29 protein-coding genes are annotated in these 25,799 nt (G+C 63.9%); 14 read left to right on the top strand and 15 right to left on the bottom strand.

What is annotated here, in order from left to right; translation table 11 throughout:
* Positions 1–66: 66 nt before the first annotated feature.
* From ACBG85_RS21090 to ACBG85_RS21080, 3 genes are all read right to left on the bottom strand, one after another.
* A complete protein-coding gene (locus ACBG85_RS21090) occupies positions 67–288 on the bottom strand; it encodes a hypothetical protein (RefSeq protein ID WP_003946391.1) in 222 nt (73 codons plus the stop codon).
* A 450-nt stretch (positions 289–738) separates the two neighbouring features.
* Entirely contained in the window at positions 739–1,707 is a 969-nt protein-coding gene (locus tag ACBG85_RS21085) for a S9 family peptidase (RefSeq protein ID WP_003946348.1), read from the bottom strand.
* Between the two features lie 27 nt (positions 1,708–1,734).
* Positions 1,735–2,307, bottom strand: a complete 573-nt coding sequence (locus ACBG85_RS21080; RefSeq protein WP_007727593.1) for a DUF4126 domain-containing protein — start codon at positions 2,305–2,307, stop codon at positions 1,735–1,737.
* Positions 2,308–2,391: 84 nt separating this feature from the next.
* Here ACBG85_RS21080 and ACBG85_RS21075 point away from each other — a divergent pair, with 84 nt between their 5' ends.
* From ACBG85_RS21075 to ACBG85_RS21065, 3 genes are read left to right on the top strand one after another with little or no spacing between them, the layout of a single operon-like run.
* Positions 2,392–2,808, top strand: coding sequence for a VOC family protein (locus ACBG85_RS21075; RefSeq protein ID WP_003946398.1), 417 nt, complete (start codon positions 2,392–2,394; stop codon positions 2,806–2,808).
* A gap of 54 nt (positions 2,809–2,862) precedes the next feature.
* Complete coding sequence (locus ACBG85_RS21070; RefSeq protein WP_102999408.1) at positions 2,863–4,239, top strand: ATP-binding protein; 1,377 nt, start codon at positions 2,863–2,865, stop codon at positions 4,237–4,239.
* 9 nt (positions 4,240–4,248) lie between these two features.
* On the top strand, positions 4,249–6,186 hold the full coding sequence (locus ACBG85_RS21065; protein WP_041815135.1) for a VWA domain-containing protein: 1,938 nt from the start codon (positions 4,249–4,251) through the stop codon (positions 6,184–6,186).
* Positions 6,187–6,197: 11 nt separating this feature from the next.
* Here ACBG85_RS21065 and ACBG85_RS21060 read toward each other — a convergent pair whose 3' ends face one another.
* A complete protein-coding gene (locus tag ACBG85_RS21060) occupies positions 6,198–7,223 on the bottom strand; it encodes an agmatine/peptidylarginine deiminase (RefSeq protein ID WP_003946422.1) in 1,026 nt (341 codons plus the stop codon).
* Entirely contained in the window at positions 7,220–8,167 is a 948-nt protein-coding gene (locus ACBG85_RS21055) for a nitrilase-related carbon-nitrogen hydrolase (protein WP_372024677.1), read from the bottom strand. Before ACBG85_RS21055 ends, ACBG85_RS21060 begins: the two co-directional genes overlap by 4 nt.
* 149 nt (positions 8,168–8,316) lie before the next feature.
* Between ACBG85_RS21055 and ACBG85_RS21050 the strand changes: the two genes are divergently transcribed.
* Complete coding sequence (locus tag ACBG85_RS21050) at positions 8,317–8,934, top strand: TetR/AcrR family transcriptional regulator C-terminal domain-containing protein (protein ID WP_047272565.1); 618 nt, start codon at positions 8,317–8,319, stop codon at positions 8,932–8,934.
* Here the strand turns inward: ACBG85_RS21050 and ACBG85_RS21045 are convergent.
* The 3 genes from ACBG85_RS21045 to ACBG85_RS21035 all read right to left on the bottom strand — a co-directional run bounded on the left by ACBG85_RS21045 (position 8,931) and on the right by ACBG85_RS21035 (position 12,874).
* The gene (locus tag ACBG85_RS21045; RefSeq protein WP_003946397.1) at positions 8,931–10,457 is read right to left on the bottom strand and encodes an APC family permease; all 1,527 of its coding nucleotides are present in this window, start codon (positions 10,455–10,457) and stop codon (positions 8,931–8,933) included. The two genes, ACBG85_RS21050 and ACBG85_RS21045, sit on opposite strands and share 4 nt — an antisense overlap.
* The gene (locus ACBG85_RS21040; RefSeq protein ID WP_007727555.1) at positions 10,454–11,353 is read right to left on the bottom strand and encodes a universal stress protein; all 900 of its coding nucleotides are present in this window, start codon (positions 11,351–11,353) and stop codon (positions 10,454–10,456) included. Before ACBG85_RS21040 ends, ACBG85_RS21045 begins: the two co-directional genes overlap by 4 nt.
* 90 nt (positions 11,354–11,443) lie before the next feature.
* Positions 11,444–12,874 (bottom strand): gamma-aminobutyraldehyde dehydrogenase, encoded by a 1,431-nt coding sequence (locus ACBG85_RS21035; RefSeq protein WP_003946421.1) that lies wholly within the window; start codon positions 12,872–12,874, stop codon positions 11,444–11,446.
* Positions 12,875–13,043: 169 nt separating this feature from the next.
* Here ACBG85_RS21035 and ACBG85_RS21030 point away from each other — a divergent pair, with 169 nt between their 5' ends.
* A complete protein-coding gene (locus tag ACBG85_RS21030) occupies positions 13,044–14,561 on the top strand; it encodes a PucR family transcriptional regulator (protein WP_081558234.1) in 1,518 nt (505 codons plus the stop codon).
* 36 nt (positions 14,562–14,597) lie between these two features.
* On the opposite strand, the gene ACBG85_RS21025 is transcribed toward ACBG85_RS21030, so the two are convergent.
* From ACBG85_RS21025 to rpmB, 7 genes are all read right to left on the bottom strand, one after another.
* Positions 14,598–15,959, bottom strand: a complete 1,362-nt coding sequence (locus ACBG85_RS21025; protein WP_050656887.1) for an NAD(P)/FAD-dependent oxidoreductase — start codon at positions 15,957–15,959, stop codon at positions 14,598–14,600.
* A gap of 152 nt (positions 15,960–16,111) precedes the next feature.
* Positions 16,112–16,576 (bottom strand): hypothetical protein, encoded by a 465-nt coding sequence (locus ACBG85_RS21020; RefSeq protein ID WP_372024671.1) that lies wholly within the window; start codon positions 16,574–16,576, stop codon positions 16,112–16,114.
* Between the two features lie 19 nt (positions 16,577–16,595).
* Complete coding sequence (locus ACBG85_RS21015; RefSeq protein ID WP_003946401.1) at positions 16,596–17,534, bottom strand: AEC family transporter; 939 nt, start codon at positions 17,532–17,534, stop codon at positions 16,596–16,598.
* A 130-nt stretch (positions 17,535–17,664) separates the two neighbouring features.
* The gene (gene rpsR / locus ACBG85_RS21010; RefSeq protein ID WP_003946414.1) at positions 17,665–17,922 is read right to left on the bottom strand and encodes a 30S ribosomal protein S18; all 258 of its coding nucleotides are present in this window, start codon (positions 17,920–17,922) and stop codon (positions 17,665–17,667) included.
* Between the two features lie 9 nt (positions 17,923–17,931).
* Positions 17,932–18,237, bottom strand: a complete 306-nt coding sequence (gene rpsN, locus ACBG85_RS21005; protein ID WP_003946379.1) for a 30S ribosomal protein S14 — start codon at positions 18,235–18,237, stop codon at positions 17,932–17,934.
* A 2-nt stretch (positions 18,238–18,239) separates the two neighbouring features.
* Positions 18,240–18,404 carry a 50S ribosomal protein L33 gene (gene rpmG, locus ACBG85_RS21000; protein ID WP_003946358.1) on the bottom strand — a complete coding sequence of 55 codons (165 nt, stop codon included), beginning with the start codon at positions 18,402–18,404 and terminating at the stop codon, positions 18,240–18,242.
* A gap of 4 nt (positions 18,405–18,408) precedes the next feature.
* On the bottom strand, positions 18,409–18,645 hold the full coding sequence (gene rpmB, locus ACBG85_RS20995; RefSeq protein ID WP_003946346.1) for a 50S ribosomal protein L28: 237 nt from the start codon (positions 18,643–18,645) through the stop codon (positions 18,409–18,411).
* A 104-nt stretch (positions 18,646–18,749) separates the two neighbouring features.
* On the opposite strand from rpmB, the gene mrf reads away from it, so the two are divergent.
* From mrf to ACBG85_RS20950, 9 genes are all read left to right on the top strand, one after another.
* Positions 18,750–20,003, top strand: a complete 1,254-nt coding sequence (mrf, locus tag ACBG85_RS20990) for a ribosome hibernation factor-recruiting GTPase MRF (protein WP_003946410.1) — start codon at positions 18,750–18,752, stop codon at positions 20,001–20,003.
* Positions 20,000–20,254 carry a type B 50S ribosomal protein L31 gene (locus ACBG85_RS20985; RefSeq protein ID WP_003946367.1) on the top strand — a complete coding sequence of 85 codons (255 nt, stop codon included), beginning with the start codon at positions 20,000–20,002 and terminating at the stop codon, positions 20,252–20,254. The genes mrf and ACBG85_RS20985 overlap by 4 nt, the downstream gene beginning before the upstream one ends.
* Positions 20,254–20,427, top strand: coding sequence for a 50S ribosomal protein L32 (rpmF, locus tag ACBG85_RS20980; protein WP_007727540.1), 174 nt, complete (start codon positions 20,254–20,256; stop codon positions 20,425–20,427). Before ACBG85_RS20985 ends, rpmF begins: the two co-directional genes overlap by 1 nt.
* An 18-nt stretch (positions 20,428–20,445) precedes the next feature.
* Positions 20,446–21,057, top strand: coding sequence for a trimeric intracellular cation channel family protein (locus tag ACBG85_RS20975; RefSeq protein WP_003946409.1), 612 nt, complete (start codon positions 20,446–20,448; stop codon positions 21,055–21,057).
* A gap of 70 nt (positions 21,058–21,127) precedes the next feature.
* A complete protein-coding gene (locus tag ACBG85_RS20970) occupies positions 21,128–21,814 on the top strand; it encodes a response regulator transcription factor (RefSeq protein ID WP_003946387.1) in 687 nt (228 codons plus the stop codon).
* A 65-nt stretch (positions 21,815–21,879) separates the two neighbouring features.
* Positions 21,880–23,259, top strand: a complete 1,380-nt coding sequence (locus ACBG85_RS20965; RefSeq protein WP_020908630.1) for a HAMP domain-containing sensor histidine kinase — start codon at positions 21,880–21,882, stop codon at positions 23,257–23,259.
* Positions 23,260–23,485: 226 nt separating this feature from the next.
* On the top strand, positions 23,486–25,012 hold the full coding sequence (locus ACBG85_RS20960) for a S1C family serine protease (protein WP_234551792.1): 1,527 nt from the start codon (positions 23,486–23,488) through the stop codon (positions 25,010–25,012).
* An 80-nt stretch (positions 25,013–25,092) separates the two neighbouring features.
* Positions 25,093–25,590: a molybdenum cofactor biosynthesis protein B gene (locus ACBG85_RS20955; protein ID WP_176720912.1), complete on the top strand. Its 498-nt coding sequence runs from the start codon at positions 25,093–25,095 to the stop codon at positions 25,588–25,590.
* 6 nt (positions 25,591–25,596) lie between these two features.
* Positions 25,597–25,773: a hypothetical protein gene (locus ACBG85_RS20950; protein WP_003946347.1), complete on the top strand. Its 177-nt coding sequence runs from the start codon at positions 25,597–25,599 to the stop codon at positions 25,771–25,773.
* The last annotated feature ends 26 nt before the right edge of the window (positions 25,774–25,799 follow it).

The following is a 25,799-nucleotide window of genomic DNA, read 5'->3' as shown; positions in this document are numbered from 1 at the left end:
GGTAGCGGGCCTCGACTCCTCAACGGGAGTTCGGGGCCCGTTCTGCATTCAGGCCGCCCGGGTCTTTCAGGCGGCGCTGCTGTGGGTGCCCTGGAGTTCGCGGGGTGAGCCGGTGATGACGACGCGTGAGGCTCCGCGACTGCGGATCTCGCTGATCAATGCGCCGAGGGTAGCTTCGTGGGCCGCATCGGAGTGTGAAAGATCCAGGGTGACGGCGTATCCGGTGAGGTCACCGGGCAGATCGACATACGGCGGCGCGATGGACAGTTGGTTGACTCGAAGTTTCATGTGGTGCTCCTGCGTGTGAAAGGTAAAAGAAAAGGCACCCGAGGCGTTTGCCCTGGGTGCCGAGAACGAATCCGGTGAAACTGGGGATCATTCTCGGAGTACACCGCGCTTGTTGCCCATGTGCTTGGCCGACATTGCGGCCGAAAAAATGTGCTTGTCTGCGGTGCAGCTGCGCCACGAAGGTACGGATACGACGTGCGGGTGTAGCGACATGATGTCCGTTCCTTTCTGTGTGGCGTTGCTGGTTAATGGATGACCGTACAGCACGGATCGAGGGTTCGCACCAATAAAAAGCGCCGCGAACGTAAACTCCGGGTGACTTCTGTCCCCAGGTTCGCTGGATTGAAAGAGTCTTCATTGCAGGTCAGGCGTAGAAAGCAGAATTCCCTCCGCGATGGTTCGCGGAGGGAACTTTCTACCTGAAAAAGAGGACGTTCGGTCTGTACGTGATCAGGAGAACGAACGGACCCACGCTGTGAAGGGCTCCGAGAACTCTGCCGAGTACGGAAGCGGCGCGACGTAGTCGGCACCGGTGGACTGTTCGTCGCCGATGTCCTTGAGTACGAAGTTGGCGTTGCGCATCCGCACGGAAGTCAGCGCTGTATGTGAGAGCGCGGCGTCGAGTGCCGCGACATCGGCGGGAATGACTTGGATGTCCTTGTCCGAGCAGCTCGTGAGAACGGGCATGCCCGCCGGTAGCGCCGCCACGAGCGCAACCGGGTCCAATGCGTCTTCCTCGGCGAGTGCCTTGGCATTGGCGTGTACGAGTCCCGCATTCTGCAGCGGCTCGGGCAGGTCATCCGGAACAGTGCCCTCGGATCGCAGCGACTCGACGGCATCGGCGAGCGCGACGCGCAGTTCGTCAGCCAGTTCGACCGGCAACTGACCGGCGCCGACGACCGCATCGAGCTGGCGGTGAATCTGCGTCGTGAGTAGATCGAGAAGTCTGACGCTCAGTGGCTCGAGCAATGCGAGGGCACTGACTCTGGCGCCCTCCTTCGCGGTGGCGAGAGCCAGTGCGACTACGGCGCCGTCGCTGTGTCCGACCACGAACAAGCGCTCGGGATCGACACCGGGTTGCCCGGCGAGGTAGTCCAGTCCGTCGGAGGCGGCGTCGACAAAAGTGTTGAAGCCGAGATCGGCGATGTCCTCGATGTCGTAGTCACCGAGGGCGGTTTCGCCACTGCCGAGCTTGTCGTAACGCAGGCTTGAAATCCCTTGTTTTTCAAGAAGATCCGCGATGAACCGCAGAGTTCCGATGTCGCCTTCGAGGAGGGCGCTGTCGCCGTTGCGATCGGTGGGGCCGCTGCCGGCCAGAATCAGCGCGGCCGGGGCAGGGGCGTCGGGTGAGGCGGCCAGGCGAAGACTCCCGTACAGGGTGACGTCGCCGGATTGGAACGAGATCTCGGTGTCGGACATGACGACTTGTCTACCAGGTCGGTGCGGTCAGGCGGTGCGCAGACTCCGGACACGACGCCAGCCACGCCAGCTGAACCACAAGAGCGCGGCGAGCAGGGGAATGATCAGGAGCGGCAAGATCATCGCGATCAAGGAGGTGAAGAAAGTCAGCACATCCTCGATGACGGAAACGACGGGATTTGCCAGCCCACCGGTAGTGGCTGTACTGACCGCGCGAGTGCCGGTCTGCGCGGCGCTGAACGTCAACGCCGTCGGCGCTCCGACGATGATGCCCGCCAACGCGGCCATCGCAGGGTCGAGATGACTGAATGCCGCCCAGGCGGCGATCACTCCGGCAATCGGTCCGGTGACGTTCCCGATCACCGAGAGTGCGTTGTCCACGAACGGAATGAGGTCGGCACCCAGTTCGACCACCGCGGCGATTGCCAATGCGACCAGCGCGCCGGTCGATCCGATCCACCGCATCGACTCGCCGACGGTGATCCCGAACAGTTCGAAGTGGACGGCAGCGCTGAGCATCAGCAGCGGCAGGAAGGTTCGCATTCCGGACGCTGCGGCGAGTCCGAGGCCGAGCATGGCCGGCAACACCCAGGTATCCATGGGTGGAGTTTAGGTCTACTGTGCGCCTTTATTAACCGCCGGCGGTTAATAAAGGCGCACAGCAAAGTCTCGGAAGGACCTTTCATGGCGACAAACCCGCAGCCGATGTTCTTCCTCAACCTGCCCGTCAAGGACCTCGGCAAGGCCACCACCTTCTACGAGGGCCTCGGATACTCCAAGAACACGCAGTTCTCCGACGAGAATGCGTCGTCGATGGTTATCAGTGACACCATCGTCGTGATGCTGTTGGCCGAGCCCTTCTTCAAGACCTTCACCACCAAGGGCATCGCCGACACCTCGACGTCGACGGAAGCGCTGCTCGGTCTCTCGGCCGAGACCCGTGAGGCCGTCGACGCCCTCGTCGACAAGGCGCTCGAGACCGGCGGTTCCGAAGGTAACGCGACGCAGGATCACGGCTTCATGTACAGCCGCAGCTTCCAGGATCCCGATGGCCACATCTGGGAAATCATCTGGATGAATCCCGAGAACATCGAGGGCTGAGCGACCGAACTTCCTCGGCGAGAGGCGAAACCCCGAAAACACTCGTAGCGTGGAGTGGTGACTGTCGCAAAAACCCTCGGAGAGCTACGCGCCTCCGGACACGTACAGCGAAGTGTCAAGGAAGAACTACGAGAGAATCTTCTCGCCGCGTTGCGGGACGGCCGTGACCCCTGGCCCGGGATAGTCGGGTTCGAGGACACGGTCGCCCCGCAACTCGAGCGGGCGCTGATCGCCGGCCACGACGTGGTTCTGCTCGGCGAACGAGGTCAGGGAAAGACGAGGCTGCTTCGCACTCTCGGGCTCCTGCTCGACGAGTGGACGCCCGTCATCGAAGGCTCGGAACTGGGGGAGCACCCGTACGAGCCGATCACCCCGGCTTCGATACGTCGAGCCAAGGAACTGGGCGACGACCTCCCGATCGCCTGGCGCCACCGCAGCGAGCGGTACTCCGAGAAGTTGGCGACGCCGGATACCTCGGTCGCCGACCTGATCGGCGACGTCGATCCGGTCAAGGTTGCCGAAGGCCGGAGCCTCGGCGATCCGGAGACCATTCACTTCGGCCTCGTGCCTCGCGCGCATCGCGGAATCGTGGCCATCAACGAGCTCCCCGACCTCGCCGAACGCATCCAGGTCTCGTTGCTCAACGTGATGGAAGAGCGGGACATCCAGGTCCGCGGGTACACGCTTCGGCTTCCGTTGGACGTTCTTCTTGTCGCGAGCGCCAACCCCGAGGACTACACCAACCGCGGGCGCATCATCACACCACTCAAGGACCGCTTTGGCGCCGAGATCCGCACTCACTACCCCGTCGAGCTGGCGGGCGAGATCGCGGTGATCGAGCAGGAGGCGCACCTGGCCGCGGAGGTGCCCGACTACCTTCTCGAAATTCTTGCCAGATTCACGCGCTTGCTACGCGAATCCACCTCGGTGGACCAGCGATCGGGTGTGTCGGCACGCTTTGCCGTCGCCGGCGCGGAAACCGTCAGTGCCGCCGCGGTACGACGGGCAGCGGTGCTCGGCGAAGCCGATCCTGTTGCACGGCCCGTCGATCTCGAGTCCGTGGTCGAGGTTCTTCGCGGCAAGGTCGAGTTCGAATCCGGTGAAGAGGGACGGGAACTGGAGGTGCTCGAGCACCTGCTGCGTCGCGCGACCGCCGATACGGTTCGGGTACGTCTCGGCGGGATCGACCTGGGGATGCTGGTTGCTGCGGTGGAGATGGGCAACACGATCGTCACCGGTGAATCTGTCACGGCCAAGGCATTTCTCGACGAGCTTCCGGACCTCGAGGTCCTGGACGAAGTAGCCGAACGTCTCGGTGCGCAATCCGACGGCGAGCGTGCCGCCGGTGCCGAACTTGCCCTCGAAGGGCTTTACCTCGCGCGCCGGATCTCCAAAGATCAAGGCCCGGGCGGCCGCTCGGTATATTCGTAAGGGGCAGTGATGATCCACAATCCGCGGTACGGGCCTTACGACGGTGGTCCCGATCCGCTCGCGCCTCCCGTGGATCTGCGCGAGGCCCTGGCAGCAATCGGCGACGACGTGTTGTCGGGCACGTCGCCGCGCCATGCCCTCCGAGAGCTCCTGCGCCGAGGCAACCGGGACATGCGCGGGCTCGACGACCTTGCTGCCCAGGCGAACCGGCGCCGACGTGAGTTGCTACGCCGCAACAATCTCGACGGAACGCTCGACGAGGTTCGTAAGCTTCTCGACAAGGCGGTGCTCGAAGAGCGCAAAGAACTGGCACGTGCTCTCGACGACGACGCACGATTCAACGAAATGCGGATCGAGGAGTTACCGCCGTCGACAGCTCAGGCCGTGCAAGATCTGGCCGACTACAACTGGCGCAGCGAACAGGCTCGCGCGGATTACGAGAAGATTCGTGATCTGCTCGGACGTGAGGTTCTCGATCAACGCTTCTCGGGAATGAAGCAGGCACTCGAGGGCGCTACCGACGAGGATCGTGAGCAGATTCGCCAGATGCTGGCAGATCTGAATCAACTGCTCGATGCGCACTCTCGGGGTGTCGACACTCCGGAGCAGTTTGCGGAGTTCATGGACAAGCACGGGCAGTATTTCCCGGACAACCCGCGCAACGTCGACGAACTTCTGGATTCGTTGGCGCAGCGCGCGGCGGCCGCACAACGATTGCGTAACTCGCTCTCGCAGGAGCAGCGTGACGAGTTGGATGCGTTGGCGCAGCAGGCGTTCGGCGATCCGAGCCTGATGAGTGAGCTGAGTCAACTCGACCAGTTTCTTCAGGCGGCTCGGCCAGGTGAGGACTGGGAAGGTTCGCAACAGTTCCGCGGCGACAACGGAATGGGGTTGGGTGAGGGAACCGGTGCCCTGCAGGACATCGCCGAGCTGGAATCGCTGGCAGATCAACTGTCGCAGCAGTATGCAGGCGCAGCGCTCGACGACATCGACCCCGAGCTACTCGCGCGGCAACTCGGCGACGAAGCCGCCGCTGATGCTCGCACCCTGGCCGATCTCGAAAAGGCTTTACAGGAACAGGGTTTCTTCGATCGCGCACCAGACGGTCAATGGCGCTTGTCGCCCAAAGCCATGCGACAGCTCGGACAGACCGCTCTGCGTGACGTCGCCGGGCAACTGTCTTCGCGAACCGGTCAACGCGATACGCGTCGGGCAGGTGCGATGGGCGAACCGACCGGAGCTTCCCGCGAATGGGAGTTCGGGGACACCGAGCCGTGGGACGTCACGAGAACCATCACCAACGCCGTCCTACGTGACCCGGGCCGAATGCCGGTGCGGCTGAGCGTCGTCGATGTCGAGGTGGCCGAAACCGAGCAGCGTAGTCAGGCTGCTGTGGCTCTGTTGGTGGACACGTCGTTCTCGATGGTGATGGAGGATCGCTGGGTGCCGATGAAGCGCACCGCTCTGGCACTCAATCATCTGGTGAGCACGCGGTTTCGCAGCGACGAGCTGCAGTTGATCGCCTTCGGACGCCACGCGCACGTACTGAGCCCGTCGGAGCTCGCTGGTTTGGACGGCGCGTGGGACCAGGGAACCAACCTGCACCACGCACTGTTGTTGGCGGCCAGGCATCTTCGACGCCACTCCAACGCACAGCCGGTGGTACTGATCGTCACCGACGGTGAGCCGACGGCTCATCTCGAAGCGGACGGAGAAGCCAGGTTCGACTACCCGCCGAGTGCGCGAACCCTCGGTTTGACGGTTCGAGCACTCGACGCGGTGGCCAGGCTGGGCGCCAAGGTCACGTTCTTCCGCCTCGGTGAGGATCCAGGTCTGGCCAGGGTGGTCGACCGGATGGCGCACCGTGTGGGTGGACGCGTCATCGCGCCGGACCTGGACGGCCTCGGCGCCGCGGTCGTGAGTGACTACATGCGAGGTCGCCGCTAATTCTGCCGTCGTCAGTCTTGTTCAGCGGGCTGGTGCTGGGTGATGCAGTGGATGCCGCCGCCACGTTCGAACAGCGGTCTGGCGTCGACGGTGACGACGGTGCGCCCGGGGTAGGCGGCCGCAAGGATCCGGGCCGCTTCGGCGTCGGCCGGATCGTCGAAGCTGCAGGCGATCACTCCGCGATTGACCACGAGATGGTTGATGTAGCTGTAGTCGACGAATCCCTCGTCGTCGCGCAGGATCTCGGGCGCAGGTACCCGAATGACCTTCCACGGCCGACCGCCGACGTCCGTCGAGCTTTCGAACAACTCGATGATCGTCTTGCTGACGGCGTAGTCGGGGTGCACCGGATTGCGTTGGTCATGGACGAGTACAACTCCGGGGGAAGAGATGGCAGCGACGATGTCGACGTGTCCGCGCGTTCCGTACGTCTCCTGATCGCGAGTCAATCCGCGGGGAAGCCAGATCACGTGCTTGGCGCCGATGGTGCGGGCGAGTTCGGCCTCGATGTCGGCCTTCGTCAGGTCGGGGTTTCGTCCCGGATCGAGTTGGACGGTGTCGGTGACCAAGACGGTGCCGAGACCGTCGACCGCAATACCGCCGCCCTCGTTGACGATTGGTGAGTCGATCAACTGGGCACCGGATTGTTCGACGACAAATGCGCCGATCTTCGAGTCCTTGTCCCAATGCGCCCAATCCTGTGCACCCCAGCCGTTGAACACCCAGTCGACTCCGCCGAGACGGCCTTCGTCGGACAGGACGAACGTCGGCCCGATGTCGCGCATCCACGCGTCGTTGAGAGGTGCCTCGACGATGTCGACCTTCTCGGACAGGTACTTTCGTGCTTCTTCGACTTCGGCGGGATCGACGACGACGGTGACCGGCTCGAATTCGGCGACGGCGTGGGCGACGGCCGCCCACGTCGAGCGCGCTTCGTGCTGCTCTTCCGCAGTGTCCCCGAGAGAGTATCCGGCGCTCGGGTACGCCATCCAGGTACGTTCGTGCGGCTCACTTTCCGCGGGCATGCGCCAGGTCATCGGTTGGCTCCTGCAGTGTTCACCGGTGCGGTCAGGGCCGAGTAGGTGTCGGGTCGGCGAGTGGCCAGGAACGGGAACAGCGCAAGCCAGTCTTCACGGTGCTGCAGGTCGAGATCTGCGACCAAGACGGCTGATTCGTCGCGCGGAGCCTGAACGAGGATGCGTCCGTACGGGTCCGAGATGAACGACGAACCGTAGAAGGTGATGAGACCTTCACTGCCGTGGCGATTGGGGACAACCATGAAAGTGCCGTTGGCGATACCGTTTCCGACGATCACTTGCTGCCACAGCGGTTGGGTGTCGAAGATCGGGTGATCGGGTTCCGAGCCGATCGCCGTCGGGTACACCAGGACCTGGGCACCGGCGAGGGAGTATGCACGTGCGACCTCGGGGAACCACTCGTCCCAGCATGTCGGGAGTCCGAACTTGGCGCCGAGTGCCTCGTGAACGGGGTATGCGTCCACGGACGGACCGCCGCGAAAGTACGTGTCCTCGTAGTACCCGGCCGTCACCGGAATGTGGAGCTTGCGGGTACGACCGAGAAGTTCACCCCCGGGCGAGACCAGGATCGCGGTGTTGAAGCCCAGGCCGTCCTCGGCGTCGCTGCGCTCGTACAACGACGCGTGAACGAGAACCTGGTTCTCCGCAGCGGCCTTGGTGGCGAAGGCGAAAGTGGGTCCGGTGAGCAGGTCTTCCGCCGCGCGTCCGGGATTGTCGCCGGCCGGGGTGGAAGCGGGGTAGCGGCTGAGCGTCAGCTCCGGAAGAAAGACCACGGAAGCGCCCAGCTTCGCTGCGGACGCAATGCCTTCGCTCAATTCAGCGTGGAGGTCGTCTTGGTCCTCGTGCCAGCGATGTTGGACGAGACCTACACGCAGAGGGGTGGACGTGGACGGCGAAGTCGCGGCCGGTGACTCGGGTGGGGTGAGGGCGGTGATCGTCAGCATGGGGTTTCCTCGGTGCTCGGGTATTCGACGTTCAACGTAAAACGAATGTGATTCGTTAAGTATGGTGGGTGAGCGCTGATTGATCAAGGACTTTCGAGGAATTGTTTTTTGCAGCGCCCCGAACGGTGTGGATCACTACAGGAGGACATATGCCGCGGCCATCGCAACGACTGCTCTCGCCGGCGATCATCACCGAGGCAGCGATCGAGTCGGTGGACGAATCCGGCGACTTCACCATGCCGGGACTCGCCGCAAGACTGAAGGTTCGACCGTCCTCGCTCTACAACCACGTTTCCGGACGAGCCGAGATCGTCGAACTGATGAGGGCGCAGTTGATGGCAGGAATCGACGTCGAGTCGGCCTCGGGGACCTGGAGTGAGACCGTCGCGGCGCTGGCAGCCGAGTACCGGCGAAGCTACGCCGCGCATCCTCGTCTGATTCCGCTCTTCACGGCCCAGACGGTGCAGGCCGGTGTGGCGTTCACCCTCTACAACGCATTGGCGCAGGCATTTGCCGATGGTGGCTTCGACCCGACCGAAACACTGCACGCGATCACGACCGTCGACAGTTTTGTTCTCGGTTCGGCCCTGGACCTGGCGGCGCCGGACGTCCAGTGGGCGTCGGGACCCGAAGCCAACGACGCGATGAAGGCGGCGTTGGCAACGTCCGGGAAAAATCCCGAACGTGCCGACGCCGCCTTCGAATTCGGCTTGCGCGTGTTGATGGCGGGCCTGATCGCGCAGGCCCCCGAAGCTAGTGACTCCTAGGACACGCTGAGGTCGTTCTCGTCGCGCAGAGCCTCCGTGTCGCGATTGAGGGTCTTGCCCTCGAAGAACTCGGGATTGCGCACTCGCATGACCATCATCAGGACCGCGCCGAGGATGAGGATTCCGAACCCGAGGAAGAAGACCAGGCCGATTCCGCCGATGGATGCTCCGCTGGCATTGTCCGGATTCATACTCTCCTGGACCGAAATGACGAACACCGCAAGCAGCATGAGGCCACCGATGAGTGGGAACGCGAGCCGAAAGACGAAGTTTCGTACGCTCTCGAAAAGCGTCTTGCGGAAGTACCACACGCACGCGAATGCGGTGATGCCGTAATACCAGCAGATCATGATGCCGAGTGCGGCGATCGTATCGAGCAGAGCACTTTCGGACAGGAACGTGACGACGCTGTAGAACACTGCGGTTACCGCGCCTGCCACGACGGTCGCGTACGACGGCACCAGGAACCGAGGCGAGACCTCGGCGAGCTTCTTGGGGAAAGCTCCGTATGCACCCATGGCGAGCATGGTTCGTGCCGCGGGCAGGAACGTGGTCTGCAGGCTGGCGACTGAAGAGACGAAGACCGCGAGGAACAGAAGCATTCCGCCCCAGTTGCCCAGTACCGGGTCGGCCAGAGCGCCGAAGACGTTCTCGGAGTTGTCGGGATTGCCGAGGCCGAGGCCTTCCTCGCCGACGCCGGCGTACATCATCGCGGCAACGGCGACCAGCAGGTAGGTCAGGAGAATGGTTGCGACACAGAGCAAACCGGCGCGGCCGGGGGTCTTCTTGGGGTTCTTCGACTCCTCGCCCAGCGTGAGACAGGTATCCCAGCCCCAGAACGCGAAGATCGATCCGGTGAGTCCGATGACAAACGCACCGATGGCGAGTCCGCTGAACGGGTTGAACCAACTCAGGTCGAAGGACAATCCGGCCGGGGCGTCGCCGGCGCCAACGTGAACCAGTGCAACGACGGCGAAGACGACCAGCAGCACCATCTGGAAGCCGACGAGTGCGAACTGCACGCGCTCGCTGGTAGTGATTCCCCGACTCGCTATCCACGTGGCCAGGGCGATGAAGACGAGTGTGGTGCCGACATTGACAAATTTGTTGCCCGGCAGATCGGCGATGGAGGGATTGTCGGCCACCCGCGCGATGAACAGATAGAAGAAGTCGACGGCAATTGCAGCGAGGTTCGAGAGCACGATGATGGTGGCGATCACCATGCCCCAGCCGCACATCCAGCCGACGTACGGTCCGAATGCCTTGGTGGACCACGTGAATGACGCTCCGCAGTCAGGAGTGTCGGAGTTCAGTTCGCGGTAAGCGTACGCGGTGAGGAACATCGGGATGAAGCCGGCGATGAAGATGGCGGGCATCTTGAGACCGACCGCAGCGACGATCAATCCGATGCTGGCCGTCAGGGTGTAACCCGGTGCCACGGAGGAGATTCCGAGCACCGCGCCGGAGATCATGCCGATCTTGCCGGTGGCGAGGCCTTTGGAACTCAGTTCGGTGCTGGTCATGACAGTGCCTCCGGCTGGGTGAATTCGTGCTTGGGCACTACGACCATGGGTACGGGCAGTACGCGCAGCATCTTGGCGGCGGTCGAGCCCAGGAACAGTTTGCGGGGCTGCGCGAGACGGCTGGAACCGACCATCACGAGATCGCCGTCCTGCCAGTCCAGTTGACGCACTGCCGATTCCACGGTGGACCCGTCGGCGATGATGACCTCGATGGGGAACTCCGCGGGGAGCGCGGCTCTTGCGACGTCGAGTGTGTCCTGAGCGTGATTTCGTGCACGCTCCCTGGCCGACTCGGCGGTGTCGCGATGATCGCGCAGATCGTTCTGGGGGTCGAGCGCTACCAGTGAGACCAGTCGCAGCGGAACCTGCATCAGTTCGCTGGCGCGCACGGCGGTGTTCAAGACGATGTCGGCGCCGACACGGGTGCCGAGTGCACAGGTGACCTCTCGTATAGCAGTGGCCGCCGAGTGCCGCGTTCCGCGAGGCGCCAGTGCTACCGGGACATGGGCGGAGTGAAGCAGTTCGGTCGAGACCGAACCTATCGCGTGACGGCCGAGCAAACCGTCGCCGGAAGCTCCCACCACGATCGCGAGCGCATTCAGTCGGTCCACTTCGTCGAGCAGGCCCTGAGCGAACGACTCGTGGAAGCTCAGGTGTACTTCCACCTGGATGTCCTCGGGCACCGACGCTTTCGCCTCGGCGAGCCAGTCGTGTGCACGCGCGGCGAGGATGTCGTCGTAGCCGGCTTCCGAGGGAACCTTGGCCGGCAGTGTCCGATCCGGTGGGAGGACCATGCAGATGTCGAGTTGCGCGCCGAGACTGCGCGCGAGCTGGGCCCCGAGGACCAGCCCGTCTTTACCGCTGGGTGTGGCGAGGTATCCGACGATAAGGCGCATGGTGGCTCTTTTCCGGATTGGAGGAATCTGCTGTGCGCCTTTATTAACCGCGGGGGGTTGATAAAGGCGCACAGCAGGAGGGGCGGCGACTCAGTCGTGCGAACTCATGACGTGCTTGAGACGGGTGTAGTCCTCGACTCCGTAGGCCGAGAGATCCTTGCCGTAACCGGAATACTTGAAGCCGCCGTGCGGCATTTCGGCGACGAGCGGGATGTGGCAGTTGATCCACACCGCACCGAAGTCGAGAGCAGCGGAGACGCGTTGCGTGACACCGTGATCCTTGGTCCAGATGCTCGAGGCCAGGCCGAACCGAACGTCGTTGGCAAGCGTGATCGCCTCCTTCTCGTCGGAGAAGCTCTGGACTGTGAGGATAGGACCGAAAGTCTCTTCCTGCACGATGTCGTCCGATTGCGCGACGCCGGTGATGACGGTCGGCTCGAAGAAGAATCCGGTTTCGCCCGAACGCTTTCCGCCGGTAACGATCTTGGCCGACGCCGGCAGGTTCGCGATCTTGTCGCTCACGGCGTTGAAGTGATTGATGTTGTTGAGCGGGCCGTAGAAGGCATCAGGATCGGAAGGCGCTCCGGGGCGCAGCTTCTCGGCGTTCCGGACGAGGGCTTCGACGAGCTGATCGTGGATGGACTCGTGAACGATCACGCGAGTGGCCGCGGTGCAATCCTGGCCGCCGTTGAAGAACGCTGCCTCGGCGATGCCGGTGGCGGTCTTCTCGATGTCGACGTCGCCGAAGACGATCGCCGGCGCTTTGCCGCCCAGTTCGAGGTGCGCGCGCTTGAGCTGCTGTGCTGCGGACACGGCGACAGCGATGCCTGCCCGCACCGAACCGGTGATCGAGACGAGACCGAGGGCCGGGTTCTCCACCAACGTCGCGCCGGTTCCGCCGTTGCCGAGCACGACGTTGAACACACCGTCCGGCAGGATGCCCTTCGAGAGCTTCGCCAGGACCAGCGTGCTGCCCGGTGTGGTGTCGCTGGGCTTGAGGACGATCGTGTTGCCGGCCGCGAGGGCGGGCCCGATCTTCCACAGCGCCATCATGAACGGGTAGTTCCAGGGCGTGACCTGACCGACGACGCCGATCGGCTCACGACGGACGTAGGAGGTGAAACCCTCCATGTACTCTCCGGCCGCCTTGCCCTCGAGAAGTCGTGCGGCTCCGGCGAAGAACCGCATCTGATCGGCTCCGACCTTGACCTCTTCGTCGGCGATCATCTGGTGGGCCTGGCCGGTGTTGGCGCTTTCGGCTGCGACGATTTCGTCGCTGTGCGCTTCGATGGCGTCGGCGAGCTTGAGGAGTGCAGCCTGCCGCACGCTCGGCGTCGTCTTGCCCCAGGTCTCGAATGCTCTCTGTGCGGCTTCGACGGCGGCGTCGACGTCTTCCTTCGTGGAGACCGGCGTACGACCGACCACACTCTCGTCCACGGGGTTGATCAGGTCGAGTGTTTCCGTCGCGGCTGAGGCGACGAATTCACCGTTGATGTAGTTCTCGAGTACGACGATCGACATCGGTACCGGTTCCTCTCGAGGTCGAACGAGTTCCGGCCGAGGTGATCAGCACGGAACTCGCACTTTGTGGGGCGTGTGTGAGCAAGTGTGCGCTGACTCACAAGTAAAGGCAGCTGCCAAAAAGGTGAAATCTTTGATCGCCGACGCGCCGAGTTGTACAGTCCAGCCCATGACGATCGCTGTGCGGTGGATGTTGGCGCAGCCGGACCTCGCGCTGGAACTCAAAGGCGGCGCCCAGGGCGTCGGTCGCGAAATCACATTTGCGCACGCCACGGAGTTGCTCGACCCTTTCCGGTGGTTGACCGGCGGCGAATTCATCCTCACCACCGGCATCCGATTGCCGTCCACTCAGCAAAAGCGCGGCCGCTATCTCCGAATGCTCGACGCGGCAGGTGTGGCGGCGGTGGGATTCGGAACCGGGCTCTCGTACCCCGAGGTCCCGGCCGATCTGGTGGCCGTCGCCGACGAGATCGGACTCCCGCTGATCGAGGTGCCGCTGCCGACGCCTTTTGCTGCCGTCGTCAAGCGTGTGATGAGCCGGTTGGCAGAGCAGGAATATGAAGCTGTCCTCCGGGCGTCGCGGGCGCAACCGCGAATGACGCGTGCCGTCATTTCCGGCGGAACTGCCGCAACCGTGCGTGAACTGGCGATCGCGACTTCGGCGACGGTGCTTCTTCTCGACGTCGCCGGAAGAGTTCTCGAGAGCTCACCTCAACTGCCGACGGACGACGTGATCGACGAACTGCGAGCAACTCTCGGGGGCGGTGCCTCCAGTAGCGTGACGCTCGCAAGGTCTGGAGCGTCGATCGCGGTGCAGCAGATCAGCGTCGGGCGAACGCCGTACGGATACCTGGCGGTGATCAGTGCTTCGGCGCTCAGCTACGTCGATCAGATACTGCTCGGTCACGCGAACTCGTTGTTGGCGTTGGACTTCGAGAAACCTGCGCGCCTGCGTGCTACTCAGGATCAGTTGAATTCGCACGCCCTCGGGCTGCTGCTCACCGAGGATCGCGACCCGGCGCCGGCGTGGCAACAGATCAGGCATGCCGCCGACGGCGAGGGAATGATCCGAGGATTGACAGTTCTTGCCGACACGTCCGACGTAGCGGGACGCGTCGGAGCCGAGATTGCCGAGTTCATGAACAAGGCGGGGCGGCAGTTGTTCTCGCGGATCAACGACACTCGCGTCACGGTGCTGCTGCGTGGAACCGACGACGTCGAGTTCGCCCGAGAGCTGCTCGGCGGGGTATCGAGGTCGGATCTTCGCGCGCTTCGTGTCGGCTTGAGCGCGCGACGGGTGGTCGCTGCGCTGGCGGTCGCCGTCGAACAGTCCCAGCTGTGTGCGTCGGCGGCGGAAATCGGTGGCGAACCTTTGGAATTCGCGGCGCTGACCGGAAGTGTGCTGCTGTCTTTCGATTCGACGCGTGAAGTGCTCAACACGCTGGCGGAAACGATGATCACACCGATCGAGGACTACGACCGTGACAACGGCACCGAACTGCTGGCGTCGTTGCGGGCATTTCTCGAGGCCAACGGACACTGGGAAGCGGCCGCCATCACGATGGGCGTTCACCGGCACACACTGCGGAGCCGAATGGCGAAGGTGGAGAGCCTGATCGACTGTCGGCTGGAAGTGGCCAGGGTTCGGGCCGAACTACTGCTCTCGATCATTGCCCGGCAATCGTGACTGCCGGGCAATGATCGAGACTTGGCAAAGCGGCCGTCAGGCCTTGCTGCGAGCGATGATGTCGGCTGCGGTTCGCTGACCCATCCGAACGGCACCGTCGACGTGCTGGTACCCCTCGGCCGCAATGTCGGAGCACGAGAAGTGAATCGGGCCGACGGGCGTGCGGGAATCCGCGCCGTAGCGGTGCAGGCCTCCGAGGTCGAAGCTCGCTGCGTACGCACCGCGGGTCCATTCCTCCGAGCCCCAGTCGGATTCGTAGTACACAACCGGCTCTTCGGCCTTCGGGCCGAGATAGCGGGCAAGTGAGGCCAGAATCGTGGCCTTACGCTCCTCGACGGAAAGCTCGAACATCGCGTCGGCCTTCTCGTCGGAGACGAACGCGACCAGGGTGCCGCGATCGTCCTCGTGGTTGGTGTTGTCGTACACCTCCTGCACTACCTCGGACGCGCCGAAGCCGGTGCCGGAGAGGCCGTCTTCGCGCCAGAAAGGCGTCTCGTACACCGCGTGAACCTTGATGACGAGGCCGAGGGACTGGTGCTGGTGCATCTGGTGCTGACGACGCGGCAGCGGGGGATCGTACGAGATTCGGGAGTAGAGGTTGGGCGGTACGGCCAGGATCACTCGGCTTGCCTCGACGCGAACATCGCCGTCCGCCAACACCGTTGCACCGGATTCGTTCCACTGCACCGTACGCACGGGTGCGTTGAGGAAGACGTCGTCGCCGAGGGCCTCTGCCATGCGGATCGATACCTGCTGCATTCCGCCGATCACTCGCTTGTCGAGGATGAAGTCCTCGTCGACGAGATGGGAGAACGAGCCTGCGGAAGCGGCCATGAGTACGGCCTGCAGGGCAGAGAACGAGTGGGCGGGCTTGGTGAGCATGCCACCGGCGATGAAGAGACCGATGTTGTCACGTGCCTCGGCGTCGTCGGACTGATTGATCAGCCACTGCTTGAAGGAGACTGTGTCGAGATCGCGGGCGAGGGGATGTGCCCACGGTTCCTCGGCGCCGATCTGCGCTGCGAGATCGTCCATCTCGTCGATGAGACGGTCCATCTCCTTCTTCGTGGTGTCGTTCGTGGGGAAGGAATCGCCCGTGTACTGCGTCCGCTCACCTGCCGACGAGATGTAGACGGACTCGCCCTCGCGGTAGCGCTCGAAAGTTTTCAGGCCGAGTTCGTCGAGCAAGGAGATCAGCGCGGTCTGGTCGGGGGAGACCCACTGGCCGCCGATTTCCAGAACTGCTCCGTCGATGGTGTCGGTCCACGTGCGGCCGCCGACGCGGTCGCGCGCTTCGATCACAGCGACGGTCAAACCGGCCTTGCGCAGCGCGGTTGCAGCTGCCAGGCCAGAGGGGCCGGCGCCGACGATTGCAACGTCTCTCTGGAGAGTAGGCACTTGCGAGCTCCTTCATGTTGAGCACCGCTCGAGTCGAAAGATGCCGACGAGCGAGTGAACGGGTGTCGGTTTTCAGTCTGTCCCGAGGAGACGCACACCACACCTGACGAAACGGCGTGTTCGATCGGTGATCTTGTGCCGTTTAGGCGCGGCTAGCCGTTGATGACGTGGCGATCGCCGAGCGGTCGGCTCAGCGGAACGTCCAGGCTGCCGAACACGGCAACCAAGATGCACATCTTGTCCGCGGCCTCCGGCAATGCTCCGGTTCGGAGCGTGACGATCACCGTCGTATCAGTCTCTTCGACGGTTGCGTACGCGCCGTAGCACTCCGGAGTACCGGTCACGAAGTGGACTGCCACCGTGTGATCGTCGACCTCGGACCACGATTCGAACATGGTGGCCGTCGCACCCACGATGTCGGTGCGGCTGTCGAACTCCGTGCCCATCTCGCTGTCGTCGACCTCGTCGGGAACGGGGGTTCCGAGCGACCAGTCGGCGGGACTTGCTTCGTTGGCCGCCATCGGAGTCGGTGCGGCAACCGGCCCCGTGGTCTGGGCCCCGACGGAGCATCCGGCCACAGCAAGGCAGGCCAGAACGGCGAGGGTTAGTACACGCATGAATCCACCGTAACCCTGCTCAAGCGAGTAGCGCTGTGACCAGCGCAATTGCGGGAATTGACGCCAAAGTGGTGACAAAGGCACTGTCTCGGGCGAGGACCATTCCGCGCCGATAGCGGCTTGCATAGATGAAGACGTTCTGCGCCGTCGGCAACGTCGAGACGACCACGATGGCGAACAACTGATGACCGTCGATGCCGAGGAGGAAATGCGCCATCAGATAGGCCAGCACAGGTTGGACCACGATCTTGAGCGTCGATGCCAGCGCGACGTCGCGGCGTGGACTCGAGCCCTTCTCCAGCACCCGCACGCCGTAGAGCGAGAGCCCGAATGCCAACAGCGCACCGGGTACGGACGTCGCGCCGATCAATTCGAAAGGCTGCATCAGCGGCCGGGGCGGTACCCAACCGATCAACGCGACGATCAACCCCGCAGCGCCCGCGAGCACGATCGGATTCTTGAACGGGGCGGTGACGGTGTCGATCAACGAGAGCTTCTCGGCATCCGCGCCGCGAAGGGCCGTCAGATCGAGGATCGTCAAGGCGATCGGGGAGTACACGACGATCTGAAAGAGCAGGAGCGGCGCGACGAACGTGGCATCGCCGAGCACGAACACCGCGATCGGGATTCCGAGGTTGGCCGAATTCACGTACGAAGCCGACAGCGCGCCGATGGTCAGTTCGGGTAGCGGCCGGTTGAGCCAGATCTTTGCGACGACGACGTACAGAGCGCCGACGGCAAAGGCAGTAGCCGACGCAACGGCGAGCGTCGGCGAGAAGATCACCGAAAGATCGGACGACGCGAGGGTGGTGAACAGCAGGGCAGGCGTCGCGACGAAGAAGACGAGTCGACCGAGAACGAACTGTCCTTGGCTACCGAGGGTGCCGAGACGGCCGAGGAGATACCCGACCGCGATGACAACAAAAATTACGGTGAAACCCGCAACAACTCCCGACACGCTGCGGGCACCTCTCGACTGGAATGAACGACTTCGGGAAAATCTTAGTCAGGGCAACAAAAAGGCCGCGCAGTCGAGTGACTGCGCGACCTCTTCGGTACTTCTACGTGTGACTACCGAGCACGTATGACTACCGGGCGGCGGTGAAGGGGAGCAACGCCATTTCGCGTGCGTTCTTCACTGCAACGGCGACCTGACGCTGCTGCTGCGGGGTCAGGCCCGTGACGCGACGGCTGCGGATCTTGCCGCGGTCCGAGATGAACGTGCGAAGCAAGTTGATGTCCTTGTAATCGACATGCGTGATCTTCGCTGCGAACAACGGGTTCTTCTTGGGCTTACGACCCTCTACGGGGCGTGGCTTCTTCGACGGTGAACGCTTGACTGCCATCCGACTTCCTTACCAGCTCGACTTGTGTACGCCAGGCAGTTCCCCACGGTGCGCCATTTCTCGCACGCGAATCCGGGAGAGCCCGAACTTCCGCAGGTGGCCGCGCGGACGTCCATCCGCAGCGTCTCGATTGCGCAATCGTACCGGACTGGCGTCGCGTGGTAGACGTTGCAGGGTCGCTTGGGCCTTCGCGCGCTCCTCTGCCGAGCTTTTCGGGGAGCGGATCGTCTCCTTGAGAGCGGACCGCTGCTCCGCGTACCGCTCGACGACGACCCGTCGCTGGTTGTTCTTCGCGATCTTCGACTTCTTGGCCATGCCTACTTCTCTTCTCGGAAATCGACGTGCTTTCGCAGCACCGGGTCGTACTTCTTCAGTACGAGTCGATCGGGGTCGTTACGACGGTTCTTGCGGGTCACGTACGTGTACCCGGTGCCCGCGGTGGACTTGAGTTTCACGATCGGGCGGATCTCGTTGCGTGCCATCTGCTCAGACCTTCTCGCCGCGCGCGCGGATCCGGGCGACGACGGATTCGATGCCGTCGCGGTCGATCGTCTTGATGCCCTTGGTCGAGAGCGTGAGTGTGATGCGACGCCCCTCGCTGGGCAGGAGGTAGGTCTTGCGCTGGATGTTCGGGTTCCAGCGACGGTTCGAACGCTTGTGAGAGTGCGAGACGGATTTTCCGAACCCCGGCACACGTCCGGTCACTTGGCAGTGAGCCGACATGGGTGTTCCTTTCAACTTGCAGATGACAATCATTTTCGACAATGCGGTGAGATCAATGTACCGTTCAACCTCGGTAATGACAATCATTCCCAGAAAGGCCCGCTGTGAACACGATCTTGGACGGCAGGACTCCGCTGGTCCTGGTCGCCGGCATGAGCGAATCCACCCCACACACCGCACGAGCGTTGCTGCGAACCGGAACTGTTCTGGTCCACCACGACCTGAGCCACGTCCGTGAAGGGGTGGTCCGGCGGACGGTCACCTCGATGACCGGGAGTGCCGGGTCTGCCGGCACTGTGTCCGAGCGCGAGACGATCCTCGAGCTCGCGCACGGCTGCGTCTCCTGCACCCTGCGCGAAGACTTGCTGCCGCTCCTGCGCCGGCTTCACTCGCACAGTTCGGTGCAGCGGATCGTGTTGCTGTTGGACCGGCAACTCGAGCCCGAGGCGCTGTGCTGGGCGATCGAGCACGTCGTCGTAACCGGCGTCGTCGGCCAACTGGACGGACCGGCGCAGCGGGACGTCCGCGTCGACGCCGTCGTGACGTGCATCGACGCGGCGACCTGGCTGGCAGACGCCACCGGCGACGAAGCTCTCGACGACGACCGCACCCTGGCTCAGGTCGTCGTCGGGCAGGTCGACTTCGCCGACGCGCTCGTCCTACGCGGGTCCGATGCGCTCGACGGCTGGCAGCGGTCCCGCTTGAACGCGGTTCTCGCGCGCATCGCTCCACGGGTACCCGTCTTCGATGAGGGAGACGACATCGAGGCACTGCTCCTCGAGGTGCCTGCGGATGCGCGACGCGGTGAACTGGCCGACGCTCACTCACCGCTGTTGCGTCGCCAGCCGCCGCTCGACGACGACGGCGGAGTGATGCTCGTCGAGTTCACCGCGAACCGGCCGTTCCACCCCGGTCGTCTGCACGAGGCGATCGACGTCCTGCTCGAAGGCGTCGTGTACTCCCGCGGACGAGTCTGGGTGGCGACGCAACCGGGTGAAGCGCTCTGGCTCGAATCGGCGGGCGGTGGCCTGCGAGTTGCCAGCGCGGACACCTGGCTTGCCGCGATGACGCCGGAGGAACGAGACCGCGTTCCAGCTGAACGCCGTGCACTCGCGGCCCTGAAATGGGACGAACGTTTCGGTGATCGCGACACCTCGATGGTCGTTCTCACATGCGGTGCGAACCCGCTCGAGATCGACCGAACACTGCAGCACGCCTTGGTCACCGACGACGAATTGGCGGACGAAGCGTCGTGGGCAACGTGGGAAGACCCGTTCGGCGAGTTTCACGAAGACCCGTGTGACGAATCCGAATCACCTTATGCCGAAACCGAATCAACGCGAGAGGGAAACGAATGAAGAAGCAGATGCACCCCGACTACCACCCGGTGGTCTTCCAGGACGCCAGCACCGGCAAGAGCTTCCTGACCCGATCGACCGTGACGAGTGAGCGCACCGTCGAATGGGAAGATGGTGGCACGTACCCGCTGCTGGTCGTCGACGTCACGAGCGACTCTCACCCGTTCTGGACCGGAGCGCAACGTGTGATGGACACCGCCGGACGCGTCGAGAAGTTCGAGCGGCGCTACGGAAAGCGCAAGGCACTCTGATGGCCGTTCCCAAGCGGAAGATGTCCCGTTCCAACACGCGCAGCCGTCGTGCCCAGTGGAAGGCGACGGCGCCCGATCTGGTCGAGGTCACAGCCTTCGGCCAGACCCACCGAGTCCCTCGGCGACTGGTCAAAGCAGTTCGACTCGGGGTGATCGACCCGAGCCGCATCTGACCGTGCGATCCTTGGCCGGTGCTGCTGAGGATCCTCGAACTGGTGGGCATCGTGGCGTTCGCGGCCTCGGGTGCCCTGGTGGGCGTCACCAAGCGACTCGACATCTTCGGGGTGTGCTCGGTGGGTGTGTTCACCGGCATCGGCGGCGGTATCGTCCGCGACGTTCTCCTCGGCGTCCATCCGCCCAGCTCTCTGAGCAGTTGGCCGTACTTCGGAACGGCCGCCGCCACCTCACTCGCCGTGTTCTACCTCCACGAGCCGCTCAATCGACTGCGTCGTGAAATCCTGGCGCTCGACGCACTGGGGATGGGCTTGTTCGCGAGTACCGGCGCCGTCATCGCGCTGGACAACAACGCCAGTTCGCTGGCGGCGACGTTGATCGGTGCGACCGCGGCGATCGGCGGCGGCGTGATCCGCGACGTTCTCGTCAACGAGGTGCCACTGCTCCTGCACAAGGACCTGTACGCGGTTCCCGCACTGCTCGGCGCTGCGTTGGTGGTCACAGTCTCGCAAGCCGGACTGTCCACCAACGCCGCGCTGGTGTGCGGCACGGCGTTCGCCGCGGTGTTCAGACTGCTTGCGTTATGGCGTCATTGGAGCCTGCCCGGGCCGAGGCGAACCCGGGACTGACCGCGACACGCCGGAGGCCGGAATCGGACCCTCTCAGCCGCATCTCAGCACTTCAGTCCAAACTGTCGGTATGCGTATTTTGGTGGTCGACGACGACCGGGCGGTTCGCGAGTCGCTTCGGCGGTCGCTCAGCTTCAACGGCTACACGGTCGAGCTCGCGGTCGACGGGCTCGACGCACTCGAGAAGATCCTCGCCAACCGGCCCGACGCCGTCGTGCTCGACGTCATGATGCCGCGACTCGACGGACTCGAAGTGTGCCGTCGTCTTCGCAGTGCCGGCGACGACCTGCCCATCCTCGTGCTCACCGCCCGCGATTCGGTCAGCGAGCGAGTGGCCGGCCTCGATGCCGGAGCGGACGACTACCTGCCCAAGCCCTTCGCTTTGGAAGAGTTGCTTGCCAGGTTGCGTGCACTACTTCGCCGCACCGCGCCCGATCTGGACGCCGATTCCGAAATGATGGCGTTCGAGGACCTCACCCTCGACCCGGTCACCCGTGAGGTCAAGCGCGGCGAACGATCGATCAGCCTGACGCGCACCGAGTTCTCCCTCCTCGAAATGCTCATGGCCAACCCACGCCGCGTGCTGACCCGTGGACGCATTCTCGAAGAAGTGTGGGGATACGACTTCCCGACGTCCGGCAATGCCCTCGAGGTGTATGTCGGCTACCTGCGTCGCAAGACGGAAGCCGACGGCGAACCGAGGTTGATCCACACCGTCCGCGGAGTCGGCTACGTCCTGCGGGAGACGCCTCCGTGATCACCGCTCCGTTCGGCAAGAACGCCGAACCGAAGAAATCCTCCACCACCCAAGCGTCCGTCGAAATGCGCCCGCCGATGCCACTGACCCGTTCGGTGTCATTGCGTTGGCGTGTGACGCTGCTCGCCGCGTCGGTGGTGGCCATTGCCGTCGCAGTCATGGCGATCGCTGCCTACGCGGTGGTTTCGCGTGCGCTCTACGCGGACGTCGATCACCAGTTGCGTACCAGGGCAGCGGTGCTCATCGACAGCAATGTCGTGCGATTCGATCCTCGCTACATCTCCGGTGCGACGCTGTACACCACCGACATCAGTGTGGCCCTGATCTTCTCGGACCTGAGCACGTACCAGCCGCCCGGTTCCGACGTGCCGATCGGTGAAGCCGAAGACGCCGTAGCGCGTGGCGAATCGGATTCCTCGCTGCGAACCGTCGACGGTCAGCGAGTGCTGGCTCAACGAACCCATGACGGCAGCACTTTGGTGATCGGTCAGCGGCTCGCGCCGACCGTTGCGGTACTGGACCGTCTGGCCTGGGTGCTCTTCGTGGTCGGCGGGTGTGGCGTCATACTTGCGGCAGTGGCGGGTACTACCGTGGGCCGCACCGGTTTACGACCTATTGCCAGGCTGACTGCTGCCACCGAACGAGTCGCTCGGACCGACGATCTGACGCAGATCCCCGTTACCGGCAGCGACGAATTGGCGCGCCTGACAGAGAGTTTCAACACGATGCTGCGGGCGCTCGCCGAGTCCCGCGAGCGTCAGTCGCGCCTCGTCGCGGACGCCGGACACGAGTTGCGGACGCCGTTGACTTCGTTGCGCACCAACATGGAATTGCTGATCGCGTCCAGTCGCCCCGGTGCGCCGCAGATTCCCGACGAGGACATGGCAGAACTTCGTGCCGATGTCGTCGCGCAGATCGAGGAACTGTCGACTCTGGTCGGCGACCTCGTCGACCTGGCCCGTGAAGACGCACCCGAAACCGTGTACGAGCGCGTCGACGTCAGCGACGTCGTCGAGCGTGCGCTCGAACGAGCGCGGCGCAGGCGCAACGAAATCGAGTTCGAGGCGGTCACCACTCCGTGGTACGTCTACGGAGATCAAGCGGGCCTGTCGCGTGCCGTGCTGAACGTCCTCGACAACGCTGCGAAGTGGAGTCCGAAGGGCGAACAGGTACGCGTCGAAATGCGTCCGGTGGGTCAAGGATTGTTGGAATTGACCGTAAGTGATGCGGGACCTGGCATTCCGGAGGAGGATCGGGAGTTGGTGTTCGATCGTTTCTACCGGTCGACTGCGGCACGTTCGATGCCGGGATCGGGTCTGGGACTTGCGATTGTGCGTCAGGTCGTCGTCAAGCACGGCGGCACCATCGCGATCGACGAATCCGATCGTGGGGGAGCGCTTGTTCGTATCGTGCTTCCCGGTGAACCGGGGCCGAGTGCCGAGTAGCGTGTTCTGTAGACCCGTTGGTCCCTCGCTTCGGTGACTGACGTCACGGCTTAATGCGTTCGGCCCGAAAGTCTTTCGGGCCGAACCGACAACACCGGTTTTTCACGTCGAACTCTGGGTAAAGTGACAGGCACGTCTCAGCGCCTTCTCAGCAGCGCAAGGCAGCATTGTCGGCAGAACAGTTGTGACTGCCCGTCCGGTGGTCACCGTAGACGAAAGCGAGCCGATGACCGAGGACCGTAACGTCGGGCCGACCCGGCCCGAGCAGCCCAACAGCGAGCCCACCACCCAGGCGCAGCCGACAGCACCTCAGGCACAGCCGACGGCACCTCAGGCCCAGCCTCCCGTGCCGCCGCAGCAGCCTCAGGGGCAGGCGCCTCAGCAGCCGTACCAGCCGACCGAGTCGTTCGCCCGACCCGCCGAAGCCCGACCCACTGAAGGCCGGCCCACCGAAGCCTTCGGGCAGGCGCAGCAGCAGCAGCCCACGCAGGCTTTCGGCCACCCGCACGGTGCCCATGAGGCCGCGTACCAGCAGAGCGCCCCGTACGGCGCACCCAACCCTGGTGGCCCCGGCGGTCCGAACGGCCCGGGCGGCGGCCACAACCAGATCCCCGCACCGCTGCAGGGGCCGAACTCCGGTTCGACCACCACAAAGCCGAAGTCGGGACGCATGGCGCTGGTTGCCGGCGCTCTCGCCCTGGTCCTGGTCAGTGGTGGTGTCGGTGGCGTGGTCGGCGCCGTCGTCGCGGACCGCAACGGTGGAACCGCGACGGTCACCAACTCTCTGAACGCTCCGAAGCCCACTGCGACCAACACGTCCAACGCTCCCGCCGGCTCGGTTCAGGCCGTTGCCTCGAAGGTCGTGCCGAGCGTCGTGCAGATCGAGGTAGCCACCGCGCAGGGACAGGGCGGTGAGGGCTCCGGTGTCATCCTGTCCTCCGACGGTCTGATCCTGACCAACAACCACGTTGCCGGCGCACAGGGAGCGCAACTTCGCGTTGCGTTCTCCGACGGAACCAAGGCCTCGGCCACTCTGGTCGGTGCCGACCCCGTCTCCGACATCGCCGTCATCAAGGTCGACGGTCGCAACGACCTCACCCCCATCGATCTCGGCAACTCCGGCGACGTCCAGGTCGGACAGCAGGTGGTTGCCGTCGGGTCCCCACTCGGCCTGGCCGGCACGGTCACCGAAGGCATCATCTCCGCACTCGATCGCCCGGTGTCCACGAGCGGCGAGTCCGGCAACCAGAACACCGTCATCGACGCTCTGCAGACCGACGCAGCGATCAACCCCGGCAACTCCGGTGGCGCCCTCGTCAACATGGACGGCCAGCTGATCGGCATCAACACGGCGATCGCCTCGCTCGGAGCGTCGTCGGGTACCCAAGGCGGTTCGATCGGCCTCGGTTTCGCCATCCCGATCGATCAGGCACGCCGCGTTGCCGACGAACTGATCAAGACCGGCAAGGCGACTCAGGCCATGATCGGCGTGACCGTGCCGTCGCAGGACAACGCCGACGGCGCAACCGTCATGGATGTCACTGCTGACGGGCCGGCCGCCAAGGCCGGTATCCCGAAGGGTGCAGTCATCACCAAGGTCGACGATCGTGTTGTCGCAGATGGTGATTCGCTGATCGCGGCAGTGCGTTCACATGCTCCCGGCGACAAGGTCTCGATCACGTACAGCGACGGCGGGCAGACCAAGACCGTCGACGTCACGTTGGGAACCGCGGCAGCGCAGGGCGGTCGATGATGTTCGGCGATCAGCAGACGATCGACCCGATCTTCGGCCAGATCGCAACGGCGTCGGGATCGGACACTACGGTAGGAGTCATGGAACTCGAAGCCACATCGGCCGGCCGCGCTCTGGTCGTCATCGTCGACGATCGCACAGCCCACGGCGACAACACCGACTCCATCGGTCCACTGGTCACGGAACTGCTGAACGAAGCGGGTTTTCTCGTCGATGCGACGGTCGCCGTCGCCGCCGACGAAGTGGAGATCCGCAACGCTCTCAACACCGCAGTCATCGGTGGCGTCGACCTCGTCATCTCGGTCGGCGGTACCGGGGTATCCCCGCGTGACGTCACTCCTGACGTGACCGCTGAGGTTCTCGATCGCGAGATCCCGGGAATTGCCGAAGCACTTCGTGCTTCCGGTCTTTCGGCCGGATCGCTCGAAGCAGGCTTGTCCCGCGGCCTCGTCGGAGTTTCGGGAAGCACCGTGGTCGCCAATCTGGCGTCGACCAGGCCGGCAATTCGCGACGGCATGGCAACCCTGACGGCTTTGGCGAGTCACGTGATCGCCGAGCTCTCCAGCCTCGAGGGCTGAGACAGTTTGTCGGAGCAACCAGATACCCCGAAGAAGCCGTCAGTCGACAAGAAGCGCCTGGCGCGCATCTTCGGGGACGTCTTTCCCGAGACGACGTCGGACGAGCGGGGTCCCGAAGGATCCTCGCGGTCCTCGGACGACGACTGGCTGCGCAGTCAGCGGCCCCCGCACCACGGGGGTTGAGAAGTAAATCAGGCCCCCGGACAATT

Origin of the sequence: Rhodococcus sp. NyZ502 (assembly GCF_041464245.1) — a bacterium.
Lineage (GTDB): Bacteria > Actinomycetota > Actinomycetes > Mycobacteriales > Mycobacteriaceae > Rhodococcus_F > Rhodococcus_F qingshengii.
Note: the sequence above shows the minus strand (reverse complement) of the source record. Positions and strands in the feature narration are given on the sequence as shown.

Coding starts and splice junctions, on each gene's coding strand:
- ACBG85_RS20960 (WP_234551792.1), top strand. CDS start 23,486: ATGACCGAGGACCGTAACGTCGGGCCGACCCGGCCCGAGCAGCCCAAC.
- ACBG85_RS21020 (WP_372024671.1), bottom strand. CDS start 16,576: ATGCGTGTACTAACCCTCGCCGTTCTGGCCTGCCTTGCTGTGGCCGGA.
- ACBG85_RS21060 (WP_003946422.1), bottom strand. CDS start 7,223: ATGACCTGGCGCATGCCCGCGGAAAGTGAGCCGCACGAACGTACCTGG.
- ACBG85_RS21085 (WP_003946348.1), bottom strand. CDS start 1,707: ATGTCCGACACCGAGATCTCGTTCCAATCCGGCGACGTCACCCTGTAC.
- ACBG85_RS20955 (WP_176720912.1), top strand. CDS start 25,093: ATGGAACTCGAAGCCACATCGGCCGGCCGCGCTCTGGTCGTCATCGTC.
- rpsR (WP_003946414.1), bottom strand. CDS start 17,922: ATGGCAGTCAAGCGTTCACCGTCGAAGAAGCCACGCCCCGTAGAGGGT.
- ACBG85_RS21090 (WP_003946391.1), bottom strand. CDS start 288: ATGAAACTTCGAGTCAACCAACTGTCCATCGCGCCGCCGTATGTCGAT.
- rpmG (WP_003946358.1), bottom strand. CDS start 18,404: ATGGCACGCAACGAGATCCGCCCGATCGTGAAACTCAAGTCCACCGCG.
- ACBG85_RS20965 (WP_020908630.1), top strand. CDS start 21,880: ATGCGCCCGCCGATGCCACTGACCCGTTCGGTGTCATTGCGTTGGCGT.
- rpsN (WP_003946379.1), bottom strand. CDS start 18,237: ATGGCCAAGAAGTCGAAGATCGCGAAGAACAACCAGCGACGGGTCGTC.
- ACBG85_RS21075 (WP_003946398.1), top strand. CDS start 2,392: ATGGCGACAAACCCGCAGCCGATGTTCTTCCTCAACCTGCCCGTCAAG.
- ACBG85_RS21050 (WP_047272565.1), top strand. CDS start 8,317: ATGCCGCGGCCATCGCAACGACTGCTCTCGCCGGCGATCATCACCGAG.
- ACBG85_RS21040 (WP_007727555.1), bottom strand. CDS start 11,353: ATGCGCCTTATCGTCGGATACCTCGCCACACCCAGCGGTAAAGACGGG.
- rpmF (WP_007727540.1), top strand. CDS start 20,254: ATGGCCGTTCCCAAGCGGAAGATGTCCCGTTCCAACACGCGCAGCCGT.
- ACBG85_RS21045 (WP_003946397.1), bottom strand. CDS start 10,457: ATGACCAGCACCGAACTGAGTTCCAAAGGCCTCGCCACCGGCAAGATC.
- rpmB (WP_003946346.1), bottom strand. CDS start 18,645: ATGTCGGCTCACTGCCAAGTGACCGGACGTGTGCCGGGGTTCGGAAAA.
- ACBG85_RS20985 (WP_003946367.1), top strand. CDS start 20,000: ATGAAGAAGCAGATGCACCCCGACTACCACCCGGTGGTCTTCCAGGAC.
- ACBG85_RS20970 (WP_003946387.1), top strand. CDS start 21,128: ATGCGTATTTTGGTGGTCGACGACGACCGGGCGGTTCGCGAGTCGCTT.
- ACBG85_RS21030 (WP_081558234.1), top strand. CDS start 13,044: ATGACGATCGCTGTGCGGTGGATGTTGGCGCAGCCGGACCTCGCGCTG.
- ACBG85_RS21035 (WP_003946421.1), bottom strand. CDS start 12,874: ATGTCGATCGTCGTACTCGAGAACTACATCAACGGTGAATTCGTCGCC.
- ACBG85_RS21055 (WP_372024677.1), bottom strand. CDS start 8,167: ATGCTGACGATCACCGCCCTCACCCCACCCGAGTCACCGGCCGCGACT.
- ACBG85_RS21080 (WP_007727593.1), bottom strand. CDS start 2,307: ATGGATACCTGGGTGTTGCCGGCCATGCTCGGCCTCGGACTCGCCGCA.
- ACBG85_RS21065 (WP_041815135.1), top strand. CDS start 4,249: ATGATCCACAATCCGCGGTACGGGCCTTACGACGGTGGTCCCGATCCG.